This window comes from Capnocytophaga canis (assembly GCF_000827555.1).
GTDB classification, from domain to species: domain Bacteria; phylum Bacteroidota; class Bacteroidia; order Flavobacteriales; family Flavobacteriaceae; genus Capnocytophaga; species Capnocytophaga canis.
In genome coordinates this window covers 1-13679 of record NZ_CDOI01000189.1, presented here as the reverse complement: position 1 = coordinate 13679, position 13679 = coordinate 1, and the positions used below count along the sequence as shown (strand labels likewise).

Below are 13679 nucleotides of genomic sequence, written 5' to 3'. Positions count from 1 at the left end.
AACAACACACTTTTGAGACATCGGATACGCCGAGCGGTGAGGAAAACTTGTTGTTTTTCAAAAAAGTTTGAAAACCATATAAAAGCTTTTGAAATTGTGTTTTTCTACATCAATTTTGGATGGATTTGAGTATCATACCTTGTGTAACTCTACCCGATAGTTAATTACGAATTACGATAGTTAATTACGAATGAAAAATTACGAATTACGGGGGCGAGGCTTTTCCGTAATTCGTAATTCGTAATTTGTAATTTCGTAAAACGAATAGCGAATTTATAGAAAACTTATCAATGCCAGTTCATAGCTTTTCAAACCCAAACCTAATATAAGTCCCTTAGCCACAGGCGAAATATAGGATTTATGACGAAAAGTTTCACGTGCATAGGTGTTGGAAATATGCACTTCTAATACAGGGGTGGTGACTGCTTTGATAGCATCGGCAATAGCAATAGACGTATGCGTGTAAGCCCCCGCGTTGAGGATTATTCCGTCATATTCAAAGCCTATTTCATGAATTTTATCAATGAGCTCTCCTTCTATATTGCTCTGATAATAAGTTAGTTGCACGGAAGGATATTTCTTTTGCAACTTTTCAAAAAATTGTTCAAAAGTTTCACTTCCGTAGATTTCAGGCTCTCTTTTTCCTAATAAATTCAGATTAGGCCCATTGATGATTGCTATTTTCATAATATGTTGATTATATAGAAAGGCTACCTGTTCAGATAGCCTTTCAATTTCATTTAGTAACTTAACTAATTCGGAACTACAATCCACTCTCCTTTTTCAATGAGGGGAATAGCTTGTTTATATTTCATTTCTTTACGTTCACCGGTACGAATATTTTGTACCATAATACGCTCATTTCTATTGATTTTAGGTTGTTCACGTACGATAGTTTCCACCACTTGCGAACGTCTTGACACAGCCTGTCCAGCTTCACGCTGTTGATTTGCCACCTCATCGCCAACTTCTTCACGCGATGTTCGGTAATTTTCAGGCTGACGTTGTACTCGTTGTTCCTCTTGAATTGGTGTATTCTGCGTAGGCAATTCGGCACGGAACAGAAATGAAATAATTTCCTTATTTACTTTATCTATCATTGAACTAAAAAGCTCGAAAGCCTCAAATTTATAGATAAGTAACGGATCTTTCTGCTCATGCACAGCCAATTGTACCGACTGTTTAAGTTCATCCATACGACGTAAATGCGTTTTCCATTCCTCATCAATGATAGCTAAAGTGATATTTTTCTCAAAATCACTGATTAATTTCTTGCCATTACTTTCGTAAGCCTCCTTCAAATCGGTAACGATGTTCATAGCCTTTTGTCCGTCCGTGAATGGCACTACGATACGTTCATAGGTATTCGATGGATTTTCGTAAACACTTTTTATCACAGGAAAAGCTGTTTCGGCACTGCGTTCTGTCTTTTCTTGATAGTGAATCAATACTTCTTTGTAAAGTGTATTAATCAAATCATTAACAGACGATTTTCCGAATTCAGATTCGGTAATTTGAGATTTCAAAGAGAAAAATCGAATAAGTTCGTATTCAAAATTTTTGAAATTATTTCCTCCTTTATTTTGCTCTACAATAACTTTACAAGTATCATAAATCATATTCGCCAAGTCCACTTTAAGGCGTTCTCCCTCCAAAGCGTGACGACGGCGTTTGTAGATTACCTCACGTTGTGCATTCATCACATCGTCATATTCAAGCAAACGCTTACGAATACCAAAATTGTTTTCCTCTACTTTCTTTTGTGCTGCTTCGATACGCTTAGTCATTAATGAATGCTCAATCACATCACCTTCTTTATGTCCTAATTTATCCATAAATTTAGCAATGCGTTCCGAACCAAACAAACGCATCAAATTATCCTCTAATGACACGAAAAATAAAGAACTTCCAGGGTCTCCTTGACGTCCCGAACGACCGCGAAGCTGTCTATCCACACGACGTGAATCGTGGCGTTCTGTACCGATAATTGCCAAACCTCCTGCAGCCTTTACCTCTGGAGTTAACTTAATATCAGTTCCTCGACCTGCCATGTTGGTTGCAATAGTCACCACCCCAGGCTGTCCAGCTTCTGCTACAATTTCAGCCTCTTTTTTATGCAACTTAGCATTCAAAACATTATGCTTGATTTTACGCATGGTAAGCATACGGCTCAAAAGTTCTGAAACCTCTACCGAAGTTGTACCAATAAGTACAGGACGACCCGCTTCTGAAATACGCGCAACTTCCTCAATTACAGCATTATATTTTTCACGTTTGGTCTTATAAATCAAATCATTTTTATCCTTACGAGCAATAGGCCTGTTGGTAGGGATTTCCATTACATCTAATTTATAAATCTCCCAAAATTCCCCAGCTTCCGTAATTGCAGTACCCGTCATTCCCGATAGCTTGTTGTACATACGGAAATAATTCTGTAAGGTAATGGTAGCATACGTTTGCGTTGCAGCCTCAATTTTTACGTTCTCTTTTGCTTCAATAGCTTGGTGCAATCCGTCGGAATAACGGCGACCATCCATAATACGCCCTGTTTGTTCATCAACAATCAATACCTTGTTGTCAATTACCACATATTCAACGTCTTTTTCAAATAACGTGTAGGCTTTCAATAACTGATTCAATGAGTGAATACGCTCACTTTTTACATTGAAATCCTGAAATAATTTTTCCTTTAAGGCTGCCTCTTCCTCAATAGGCAAACCTTGTTTTTCTATTTTTGCTATTTCAATGCTAATGTCGGGCAGTACAAAGAAATTCTTATCCCCATCAAAAGAAATATCAGCAAAACCTTTATCGGTAAGCTCTATTTGATTATTTTTTTCATCAATCACGAAATACAATTCCTCATCTACTTTTGGCATTTCGCGATTATTATCCTGCATATAGAAGTTTTCGGTTTTTTGAAGTAATTGCTTAACTCCTTCTTCACTCAAAAACTTAATAAGTGCTTTATTTTTGGGCAATCCCCGATACACACGAAGCAATAGAAAACCTCCCTCTTTGGTGTTTCCTTCCGCAATGAGCTTACGGGCGTCGGCAAGAACCTTTGTCAAATACTGACGTTGTTTCGACACCAAATCCGACACTAAGGGTTTCAATTCGTTAAACTCGTGCAACTCTCCTTTAGGCGTTGGCCCTGATATAATTAACGGAGTACGAGCATCATCTACTAACACCGAATCTACCTCATCGACAATTGCATAATTATGAACTCGTTGCACCAAATCTTCCGATGTATGTGCCATATTATCACGCAAGTAATCAAAACCAAATTCGTTATTAGTTCCGTAGGTAATGTCAGCATTATAGGCATTACGACGTTCCTGTGAATTAGGTCGATGATTGTCAATACAATCCACACGCATTCCATGGAACTCAAAAAGTGGCCCCATCCAAGCACTATCCCTACGTGCCAAATAATCGTTCACGGTTACCAAGTGTACTCCATTTCCTGTTAAAGCGTTCAAATAGACCGGTAAAGTAGCTACGAGAGTTTTCCCCTCTCCTGTTTGCATTTCTGCAATTTTTCCTTGATGCAGAGCAATCCCTCCGATAAGCTGTACGTCATAATGCACCATATCCCAAGTAACTTGCTTACCTGCCGCATCCCAAGAGTTTTGCCAAACAGCATTATCACCTTCGATTGTTACGTAGGATTTAGTAGCCGAAAGTTCCCTATCATAAGGGGTCGCCGTAACCGTAAGAGTGGGGTTACCTGCCAAACGCCGTGCAGTTTCTTTAACTACAGCGAAAGCCTCAGGCAAAATCTCATCCAAAGTCTTTTCTGAAATTTCATAGGCCTCTGCATTTAAACTGTCAATTTCGGTATATAGATCTTCTTTTTCATCTATATCATCCGTTTGATTTGCTTTCTGTTGTAAATCAAATATTTTAGCATCAAATTCAGCTCGAGCGTCACGAATTTTTTGTTTAAATTCAATTGTTTTAGCACGTAATTCATCGTTAGAAATAGCTTCCAACTGTTGTGCATATGTTTTTATTTTTTCTACAATAGGCTGAATAGACTTTAAATCTCTTTTTGCTTTATCACCTACAAAAATTTTAATCAGTGAATTTACAATACTCATTTCTAATACGTTATTTAGTGGTTAGAGTTAGTAGGCCTTTCTAATAAAATGCTTAATACTAACATCTTAAATATTTTATATAATTATAAAGGTTCATCTGTTTTGAGCAAGGATTCAGAACGCTTTTACAAGGCAACAAATATACCAATAGTTTTAAAACTGACAAAAAGTCAATAAACAAAAAAAGCCTCTTCTTTCAAAAAAGAGACTTCTTTCTATTGTCAAATTCCATTAATACTCGTCTTCATTCCACAGATAGTCCTCCTCAGATGGGTAATCAGGCCATATCTCTTCGATAGACTCGTACATATCCCCCTCATCTTCAAGCGATTGAAGATTTTCTACAACTTCCATAGGAGCTCCTGTTCTAATTGCATAGTCAATCAACTCGTCTTTAGTTGCAGGCCAAGGTGCATCGCTTAAGTAAGATGCCAATTCTAACGTCCAATACATAGCTTAATAGGTATTTTAAAATTTCTGCAAAAGTAAATTTTATTTTTAACTATGCAAATATTTTTTATTTTTTTTGTTGTTAAATTTTACATAAATAAAAAAGCTATCTAGAAATAGACAGCTTTTTTGGATATGGAAATTTACTCAAATTTACAATACGGCTACGCAAGAGATTTCGACCTCTACATATTTAGGAAGGTTTGCCACTTGCACTGTTTCACGTGCTGGAGCTGTTTTTTCGTCAAAATATTTTCCGTAAATAGCATTTACTTGTCCGAATTGCTCCATATCACTAAGGAAAATGGTCGTCTTTACCACGTTTTCAAACGTGGCTCCTGCTTGTTCTAAAACCGCTTTTAGGTTTTCCATCACTTGAGTGGTTGCTGCTTCAATGCCTTTAACGACTTCATTAGTTTTTGGATTTACAGGAATTTGTCCTGAAACATACAATGTGTTTCCTGCCAAAATAGCTTGATTATAAGGCCCAATCGGTGCGGGTGCATTTTCTGTAAAAATTATTTGTTTCATATTTATAAATATTTAAAATGTTGTTGTCTTTATAAACTACTTACGTTGATTTTAAATTTTACCAAAAGTTTACTTTTTCTTTCTATACGTGTTGAAATTTTAATCTTTTTAATGTTTCATATATTAACATTTCTATGAAAAAATCAAACAATTATAAAGCGAATTTTTATACGTTTGATCACTTCTTCTTGAACGAGACGTTTAGCTTTTGGACGTTCCCTACTCCATCTTTAACAATCATTTCTAACTTATACGTATCTGTTTTTTTTGCCTCTATGTCCGAAAAATCAAACGTAAGTATCCGTGTTTTGGGATCATACTCGAACAAAATCCACTCACCATTAAGGGATGCCGAATAGCTCCCAATTCCACTCAAATCGTCCTTGATTTCCACTTTTAAAGTTGAAGCATTTAACAATCCATTATTTTTGAAATTCACGGGTCTCACAGTTGGTGGAATGGTATCTTTCATAAGGGTAAATCGTCCTAAATTACGAGTTTTTGCCGTGAAAACTCCATTTTTGTAAGTTGTCCGTTCTGCCGAAGGTCGATTTTTCTCATTCAAGTAAGCGATAAACACTTGTGCAGTTTCCTCTTCCGTAAATTTCTTATTTTCAATATTCAAAGTAAATTGCTTATGTATAGCTTCTCGTGGATGATGTAGCGAAAGGGTGTCATTTTTACTATCGATTTGTATCATAAAATCATCATAAAATGTATTTTCAGGAAAATAAACATTTCCATTTTCAAAAGTGTAGAACTGGTCACGCTTAGCTACTAATAATTTCCCTTCTGCAATGGGTTTGGGCTCTATTATTTCCTGTTGCTTCCCTTCGATAGGAACGACAATTCGAGTGGTATTACCTTTAATGTCTTCAACTGAAATGGTTGCCAAATAGGACATACCATCCTGAACGTCAATATGTCCGTTATTTTTTATATTTCGGTAAATCGTTGAAATACGATTTCCGGCTTTTTTGTACAACAACTGGATTCTTGTTTTTTTATCCACATACTGCTCGTAATCAGAAAAAACATTAATATAACGTGCTTCTGTAAAATCCAATTTGTCAAAAACATATTGAAAATGTACAATTCCGTTGATTTCCAAGGTAACACGGTAAACTCCACAAATGTGATAAGTGTCGTTCTGCTTATCAATAGATTGTATTCCTAAACCGATGCTACCACTGGCTGTAATTTTATCTGCTAAGTACGACCCGTCCGATTGTTTGGTCATATTGATTTGTCGTGGCAATTGTGATTTCTCAATTTGAGAATCGCTCCCAAGAGAATAGCCTACCAATTGATACACACTGGGTGGAATTTCATCTAAAATGTCATAGCCAAACAACAAAGGGTTCATGGCTCTGGCACTCGAATCACGGATTTCAAAATGCAAATGAGGCCCGCCACTACTACCTGTATTTCCTCCATAAGCAATTAATTCTCCTTTTTTCACAGGTAGCTCGATAGCTTTGGGATAGGCTTCTATTTCGAACGATTTTCGTGCGTATTGTCTTTTCTTAATATATTTTTCAATATCGGGTGAAAATTTCTGTAAGTGAGCATACACGCTGGTATTCCCATCGGGATGTGTGACATACAAAGCCTTACCGTAACCATATGCCCCTACTTTAATACGAGAAACGTACCCATCTTCGATAGCATAGATTTTCAATCCTTCTTTGCCTTGAGTTTTGAAATCGACCCCTGCATGGAAGTGACTTCCTCGTAACTCGCCAAAGTTACCTGAGAGTAACAGCGGAATGTCCAACGGTGAAATATAGTCAGTTTTGGTTTGGGAATATGAAAAAAAACTAATGAATAGTACAAAAATAGTTAGTGAAAATTTCATTGAGTTATCTTGATTTTATTATTTCCATTTGCATGACACCTTCCGCTGTAGGCAGTTGGAGTCGTGGTGAAAATAAATGCTATATTAATATTTTTCAGAAAATCTTTTAAACAGTTCTTTGGATAACCTCAAAAAGCTTGGATTCATCGCATTTCAAAGTTTTTGATGGGAACTTTAAAATCAAGGCGTAGTCATGAGTTGCCATTAAAATAGTACGCCCCGAAGCATTGATTTCTTTCAATACTTGCATAATCTCAACACTAGTTTCGGGATCTAAGTTCCCAGTTGGTTCATCTGCTAAAATAAGTTCAGGATTATTGAGTAAAGCTCTGGCTATTGCCACGCGTTGTTGTTCTCCTCCGGACAATTCGTGTGGAAATTTCAAAATCATATCTTCCATTTTCACTTTTGCCAACACACGCTCAATACGTTGTTTAATTTTATTGGAGTCCTTCCAACCTGTGGCTTTTAAAACAAAAGCCAAATTATTGAATACATTTCGGTCTGAAAGTAATTTAAAGTCTTGGAACACGACACCCAACTTACGTCTTAACAAGGGGATGTCGGACTCTTGCATTTTTTTTAGGTTAAACCCTGCCACATACCCCTCACCCTTAAGCAAAGGCAAATCGCCGTAAAGAAGTTTAATTAAACTACTCTTTCCCGTTCCCGTTTTTCCGATTACATAGACCAACTCTCCTTTGTTGATGGTCAAATTCACATCTGACAACACCACGCTTGACCGTTGTTGAATGAATGTATTTTTAAGATGTACTATTGGTGCTTCCATTTTGATTTACTGAGTTATAAGTCTGCGTAAGGCTCCCATTTCTTTATATTTTTTTCGAGCTTCTTCGGCTGGATATCCAAAATAAGTCAAGCCTCCTTCCAACGATTTTGAGATACCACTTTGAGCCAAGATAACTGCTTTGGCTCCAATAGTAATCCCACTGGTCATACCTACCTGCCCCCAGATGGTTACCTCATTTTCTATAACAACACAACCCGCAATTCCTGTCTGGGAAGCTATTAAACATTTTTCACCGATAACAGTATCATGTCCTACATGAACTTGATTATCTATTTTTGTTCCTTTTCTGATAGTAGTGTCACCTGTAACTCCGCGGTCGATAGTACACAAAGCTCCCAAATCAACATTATCTTCGATAACCACACGACCGCCTGATTTCAACTTATCGAACCCTTCGGGACGCTTTTTATAGTAAAATGCATCGGCTCCCAACACGGTTCCCGCATGAATCGTTACGTTATTGCCAATAATACAATCGTCATAGATACTTACATTCGAATGAATTACACAATTATCGCCTATCTGTACGTTATTTCCTATGAAAGCACCGTGCTGGATAATTGTATTTTTTCCAATCTTAGCGGTTGGCGAGACCAAAGCGGTAGATTTCAGGAAAGGTTTAAAAAACTCTGTCAGTTTGTTAAAGTCCCGAAAAGGATCGTCTGAAATTAGCAGAGCTTTGCCTTTAGGACACTCTACTTCTTTGTTAATAAGTACCACTGTGGCATTTGATTGCAAGGCTTTATCATAGTATTTCGGATGGTCAACAAAAACGATGTCCCCTGCTTGAACCACGTGGATTTCATTCATCCCTAAAACAGGGAAATTGTCATCACCCACAAAGGAAGTCCCGATAATTGTTGCTATTTGTTTGAGTGTATATGGTTGTGGAAAACGCATTTTCTGTGTTATTTATGTTATATGTTTATATATATCTGAGTTGCTAAATAATCTTGGGTGTTAGGCCCTTCGTGGAAGAGCAAATCCAAAATAGATAAATTGGGAATAAATCCATGTTTATCGGAAAAAATCTGATGATATTCCGTCATTTCCACAGGCAATTCTTTTTTAGCGTTGGTCAAAATCCGAGCATCCTTCAAGTATTTTGGAGTAGCTTCGTAGGAAACGGTTTTATCAAAATTAATATCGGTTTGCAAACAAGCCAACACCGTTTCGATAGTATCCATATTCACATCCAATAAAAAGGTGTAGTTTTTTTCAAAAATTGGACGTAAATCATCTTCATAATATTCAAAAAAAGGAGAAGTACGATATGCCGTTTCGAGGCTCTTCCAATGCAATCGCTGCCAAGGAAAATGGTTTTCAACTTTAACATCTTTGAACAATTGTCTGCCTGTTTCTCCTCCCACATGTTTTATAGGTAAATTCAAAGCCTGTTTTCCGTTAGCACCGTAAATGTATGCCCGATTTCGGAGTGTTTGCTTTTGATAGTTGTCCGAAACCTCCAACACACACGGACGGTTCAATATCCAATAAAATTGAGCAATTGACGGAAAATAAGTAGGATGCAAAAGTACGCTTTCTAACATTTTCTAATGAAATTATTTTTTCTTTTTCTTTCTTAATAAACTATATGCCAACCATAATCCAAGAGCTGCCAACACATAGTATCTGTATGAAACAGGTTCCCCTTCGCCATTGACCGTAGTGAACAAACGATTCCAACGGATTTTGTCCAATCCCGAAGCGTTTCTGTCTAAACTCATCCAAACTAAGACGGGTTTTCCAAGCACGTGATCCTCAGGTACAAATCCCCAATAACGGCTATCCTCGGAATTGTGACGATTGTCTCCCATCATCCAGTAATAATTCTGTTTAAAGGTATAGGAATTCGTTTTTATGTCGTTTATATAAACATCTTCTCCTTGTATCCGAAGTTTATTACCTTCGTACTCTTCAATAATACGTTTGTACAACGGTAAATTTTCAGCTGACAAAACTACTGTAGCTCCCTCAGCAGGAATGGTAATTGGACCGTATTGATCTTCATTCCATGGATATTTTTCGGAATGCGGAAACACCGATGGATTATATTTTCCGACCTCTTCCACTCGTTTTCTCACAGATACAATATTTGGATTCTGACGTAGAGTTTCGGCTACTGCTTCTGTTAAAGAGGAGAAAACATATACGTTAGGCTGAATTTCGAAAAAGTAATCCGTCACACCGAACTGTTTGTACATACTGTATTTATCGAAAACCCCTTTATTGGGTTGCACTTCAACAACGTAGGAAGACTGCAACTTAGCTCTTACCGGGTATATCTCTTTTTTACCATTGATATGCACGTCTCCATCCTTAATCTCAAACACATCGCCAGGCAAAGCAACAGTTCGTTTCACGTAATTCGACCTTTTATCAATAGGTTTATGAACGTGAATATTTGACGGGTCGCGGAAAAAACGCACCGTATCCGTAGGCCAATTAAAAACCGTAATATCATTACGCTCAATCTTCTGCAAGGCAGGTAAACGCAAATAAGGTAGTTGCGGTTTGCTGAAGTATGACTTTACTCCTAACACAGGTACTGAATCATGAACCATCGGTAGAGCAAGTGGTGTCATCGGTACACGAACTCCGTAGTGGAACTTGCTAACAAACAGAAAATCACCTACTAACAATGTTTTTTCCAGCGATGAAGTCGGAATCATATAAGGTTGAATGAAATAGGTATGAATTCCTGAAGCTGCTACTACGGCAAATAGAGTAGCACTTATCCACGAAGATACATTCTTTTTGATAACCTGATTGTCTTTTTTTACGTAAAAAGCGGTATAACTTACATAAGCAGTAAACAAACCCAAAGTCAAAACCGAAAGTAGCGTGTAACGTTTTTTGCGATAGCCAAACACATGCAACCATTCATAGTTCATCACAATGAGCATAATATTCCCTATTACAGGAAGATACACTAAGAACAACCACCACCATGGACGTTCTATAATCCTAAGAAAAATGACCGTATTGTAAAAAGGAACAAAGGCTTGCCATCCTTTATAACCTGCCTTTTCGTATCCTTTCCAAAAGAATAAACCATTGACTAACTGTGCTATAACTAAAATATAAAAATACGCCATATTCTGTGTTTAAATTTAAAGTTCACAAAGATAAAAATTAATCTTGATTAAACAATACTGCCTCCATTTTTTTTGGCACGGCAAATTTACCTGCCAAATGATGGTATTCCACCCAATACTGAAGTGTAAATTCAATACATCGGCAGATTTGTTCAGAGGTAAGTTTTCTTTACATATTGTTTTCTATTACAAAGATGTAGTGCAGTACATCTTTCCCTTTTGAATTATTACTACAGCATTGAACAACGCCACATCTAAATCTATTTTTAAAAATTTCCTGACGTCAACATTTTTTTTTCTTGACGTAAGTTTTATTTATTTTAGTATACAAAAATTTTAAATTGTTACATGAAAAATCATTTCTTTCTTTATTTCTGTATTTTAAAATGTGTCTTAGAAATAATTCTAATGAATAATTTTTATAAAAATTTCAATTGTATAAGTAGTAGAACTTTATTCTTGTTCATTTTTCATTAGTTAAAAAAAAGTAACTGATTGATTCATAATAATTCTATTACTTTTAAAAAAAATAAAAATATTGCTCTTTTGACTTCAATCTTACATAAGGATTTTGCTTTTCTTTAAAACGTTTTCATTTGCATTTTTATTTTGAAAGACGTAACAAGATTGTTTCATGCGAGTCTGCCGTAATCTTTATTTGATTATTTTTAACAGCAGACGTTGTTTTAGTCCATAGATTTTCAGAAGTTTTTTTGTTTGTAATTCCTAATTCATCTAATTTCAGATTGAAGCTACGTTTATTATCAGCAGTATTTAAAATCCCGATAGCTATATCTCCATTTTGCAATGGTTTTAGGAATATTTGCCAGTCGTTGCTATTCACGATTCGTGTGGCTTGTTTACCAAGTTTATCTTGATTAATTTTAATTACATCGTGATTCATTAAGATTTTGTGTGTGGTTTCGTTCATATTTCTGACATCACAAGTAATCATTAGAGGGGCAGCCATTAAACACCAAAGCGACATTTGTGAACGATATTCTGTATCGGTGCAACCTACACCTCCTAAATCACCAGAAGGTCCTTTCTTGCCATATAATCCAATAACGAGCATATCGGCATCGTTCCAACCGTTGATTCCTGCATAAGAGCTGAGCTCTGCATTTCGATTCACAATGTCTAAAATACCTGCTCCTACTCTGTGAAGTTCTTTTGCATTCTTGTAAGGTTCTATGCTTTTCCATTTATCACGAACGTCGGCTGTGGTTCTCCAAAGTTGTCCTCCCGCTTTTTTCCCCCACAACCAAGGCTCTCGGTCACCCCATTCACAGATACCAAAAGTGATTTCTCTACCACTGTTTTGTAAAGCGATTGCCATCTTTTCATAACGCTCAATAGCAACTTTCCAATCGGAAGGAGCATGACAGTAATCATATTTCAGGTAATCAATGCCCCATTGAGCAAAAGTTTTAGCATCTTTTTCCTCAAAGCCATAACTTCCAGTGTAACCTGCACAAGTAAGTTCAGCAGCGTTAGAGTAAATTCCCAATTTCATTCCTTTACTATGAACATAGTCGGCAAAAGCCTTCATTCCTGAAGGAAATTTTTTAGGGTCAGGAATAAGATTATTTTTAGCGTCTCTTCCTCCTTGCCAACCATCATCAATAAAAATAAAGTTGTACCCAGCATCACGTAATCCTGTACTTACCATTGCATCAACAACTTCTTTGAGTTGACTTTCAGAAATGTTCTCAGCAAAATAGTTCCAAGTCATAAACCCCATAGGGGGTGTTTCGGCTGTAGCCTTTTGTCCATGTACGCCAATGACAGCAAATAGTAGAAGGATTCCTAAAAAAAAGTATTTCTTAACCATAACTCAGTTTTTAAACGTTATTAAATTACAGATTAAAATTTTAAATTGAAATTAATAAAAAAACTATAACTTTTCTTACATTACTTTTAAGACCACTACGTAAAAAGAATACGGCTGTACAAAAGATACAGCCGTAAATTTTAAACCCTCTTTTTACGATTTTTCAAAAGAAATTCCTTCAATGGCTTTTTTCATTTCCACACCTGGAGTGAAGATAATGCGAACGTCCTTAATCATTGAAGCATTAAAATCTTTTTCGTTTTCGACGCCTTCACTGCTAATCGAGATGCGGAATGTTCCAAAATCGCCCAGCTTTACGCTATTCCCTTTTAGTAGTTCTTTCGGAAGCTCTTCTAATAGATTCTGAATTACGTTGGCAATATCACCAGCCGTAAGTGACGATTTAGATGAAATCGTTTTAGCGATATCCTTTTGTTCTACTTTACTCGAAATTACCGCATTGGCATAAAATTTCTTTTTACTGCGATCTTGCGGATTTGCTTTTTGTACTAAATGATACTTCATAGCTTTAGTTTTTTTGGTTAGAAATTCAATGTTGAAAAACGATGTTTTCGCTACCAAAGGTATTCATTTTCCGTGAGAAACAAAAAAAATTAACATTTTTATTTTTTCATCGTAGGGGCGTATTGCAATACGCCCTTACGGTTTCTTGTATCATCATAAAGGCGTATTGCGATACGCTCCTATGGTTTCCTATACCATCATAAAGGCGTATTGCGATACGCCCCTACGGTTTCCTATACCATCGTAAGGGCGTATTGCAATACGTCCTTACGGTTTCTTGTACCATCATAAAGGCGTATTGCGATACGCTCCTACGGTTTCTTGTACCATCATAAAGGCGTATTGCGATACGCCCCTACGGTTTCCTATACCATCATAAAGGCGTATTGCGATACGCCCCTACGGTTTCTTGTACCATCATAAAGGCGTATTGCGATACGCCCCTACGGTTTCCTATACCATCGTA

At 36.7% G+C, this 13679-nt stretch carries 11 protein-coding genes and 1 pseudogene; 1 reads left to right on the top strand and 11 read right to left on the bottom strand.

From position 1 onward, the window contains the following. Window positions 1-129 (top strand): annotated as a pseudogene (locus CCAND38_RS12110) (IS1 family transposase); the annotation flags it as partial. 144 nt (window positions 130-273) lie between these two features. On the opposite strand, the gene aroQ reads toward CCAND38_RS12110, so the two are convergent. The 11 genes from aroQ to CCAND38_RS09870 form a co-directional block, all read right to left on the bottom strand. Then, window positions 274-687, bottom strand: a complete 414-nt coding sequence (aroQ, locus tag CCAND38_RS09920) for a type II 3-dehydroquinate dehydratase (protein ID WP_042345130.1) — start codon at window positions 685-687, stop codon at window positions 274-276. 65 nt (window positions 688-752) lie between these two features. Further along, window positions 753-4106: a preprotein translocase subunit SecA gene (gene secA / locus CCAND38_RS09915; RefSeq protein WP_042345127.1), complete on the bottom strand. Its 3354-nt coding sequence runs from the start codon at window positions 4104-4106 to the stop codon at window positions 753-755. A 231-nt stretch (window positions 4107-4337) separates the two neighbouring features. Further along, window positions 4338-4559, bottom strand: coding sequence for a DUF2795 domain-containing protein (locus CCAND38_RS09910; RefSeq protein ID WP_042010477.1), 222 nt, complete (start codon window positions 4557-4559; stop codon window positions 4338-4340). A gap of 150 nt (window positions 4560-4709) precedes the next feature. Continuing rightward, a complete protein-coding gene (locus tag CCAND38_RS09905; protein WP_042010475.1) occupies window positions 4710-5087 on the bottom strand; it encodes a RidA family protein in 378 nt (125 codons plus the stop codon). Between the two features lie 178 nt (window positions 5088-5265). Next, window positions 5266-6945, bottom strand: coding sequence for a M23 family metallopeptidase (locus tag CCAND38_RS09900; RefSeq protein WP_042345126.1), 1680 nt, complete (start codon window positions 6943-6945; stop codon window positions 5266-5268). 106 nt (window positions 6946-7051) lie between these two features. Beyond that, complete coding sequence (locus CCAND38_RS09895) at window positions 7052-7735, bottom strand: cell division ATP-binding protein FtsE (RefSeq protein ID WP_042010471.1); 684 nt, start codon at window positions 7733-7735, stop codon at window positions 7052-7054. A gap of 6 nt (window positions 7736-7741) precedes the next feature. Further along, window positions 7742-8656: a UDP-3-O-(3-hydroxymyristoyl)glucosamine N-acyltransferase gene (gene lpxD / locus CCAND38_RS09890; RefSeq protein WP_042010469.1), complete on the bottom strand. Its 915-nt coding sequence runs from the start codon at window positions 8654-8656 to the stop codon at window positions 7742-7744. A 17-nt stretch (window positions 8657-8673) separates the two neighbouring features. Further along, complete coding sequence (locus CCAND38_RS09885; RefSeq protein WP_042345124.1) at window positions 8674-9306, bottom strand: WbqC family protein; 633 nt, start codon at window positions 9304-9306, stop codon at window positions 8674-8676. Between the two features lie 12 nt (window positions 9307-9318). Next, on the bottom strand, window positions 9319-10854 hold the full coding sequence (lepB, locus tag CCAND38_RS09880; RefSeq protein WP_042345122.1) for a signal peptidase I: 1536 nt from the start codon (window positions 10852-10854) through the stop codon (window positions 9319-9321). Window positions 10855-11458: 604 nt separating this feature from the next. Beyond that, window positions 11459-12688, bottom strand: coding sequence for a glycoside hydrolase family 27 protein (locus CCAND38_RS09875; protein ID WP_042345120.1), 1230 nt, complete (start codon window positions 12686-12688; stop codon window positions 11459-11461). Between the two features lie 153 nt (window positions 12689-12841). Then, a complete protein-coding gene (locus CCAND38_RS09870; protein WP_042010485.1) occupies window positions 12842-13213 on the bottom strand; it encodes an HU family DNA-binding protein in 372 nt (123 codons plus the stop codon). Window positions 13214-13679: the final 466 nt, after the last annotated feature.

What these genes read in the sequence shown, in the direction of transcription:
- CCAND38_RS09900 (WP_042345126.1), bottom strand. Translation starts at nt 6,945, where the DNA reads ATGAAATTTTCACTAACTATTTTTGTACTATTCATTAGTTTTTTTTCA.
- lepB (WP_042345122.1), bottom strand. Translation starts at nt 10,854, where the DNA reads ATGGCGTATTTTTATATTTTAGTTATAGCACAGTTAGTCAATGGTTTA.
- lpxD (WP_042010469.1), bottom strand. Translation starts at nt 8,656, where the DNA reads ATGCGTTTTCCACAACCATATACACTCAAACAAATAGCAACAATTATC.
- CCAND38_RS09870 (WP_042010485.1), bottom strand. Translation starts at nt 13,213, where the DNA reads ATGAAGTATCATTTAGTACAAAAAGCAAATCCGCAAGATCGCAGTAAA.
- CCAND38_RS09910 (WP_042010477.1), bottom strand. Translation starts at nt 4,559, where the DNA reads ATGTATTGGACGTTAGAATTGGCATCTTACTTAAGCGATGCACCTTGG.
- CCAND38_RS09885 (WP_042345124.1), bottom strand. Translation starts at nt 9,306, where the DNA reads ATGTTAGAAAGCGTACTTTTGCATCCTACTTATTTTCCGTCAATTGCT.
- aroQ (WP_042345130.1), bottom strand. Translation starts at nt 687, where the DNA reads ATGAAAATAGCAATCATCAATGGGCCTAATCTGAATTTATTAGGAAAA.
- secA (WP_042345127.1), bottom strand. Translation starts at nt 4,106, where the DNA reads ATGAGTATTGTAAATTCACTGATTAAAATTTTTGTAGGTGATAAAGCA.
- CCAND38_RS09875 (WP_042345120.1), bottom strand. Translation starts at nt 12,688, where the DNA reads ATGGTTAAGAAATACTTTTTTTTAGGAATCCTTCTACTATTTGCTGTC.
- CCAND38_RS09895 (WP_042010471.1), bottom strand. Translation starts at nt 7,735, where the DNA reads ATGGAAGCACCAATAGTACATCTTAAAAATACATTCATTCAACAACGG.
- CCAND38_RS09905 (WP_042010475.1), bottom strand. Translation starts at nt 5,087, where the DNA reads ATGAAACAAATAATTTTTACAGAAAATGCACCCGCACCGATTGGGCCT.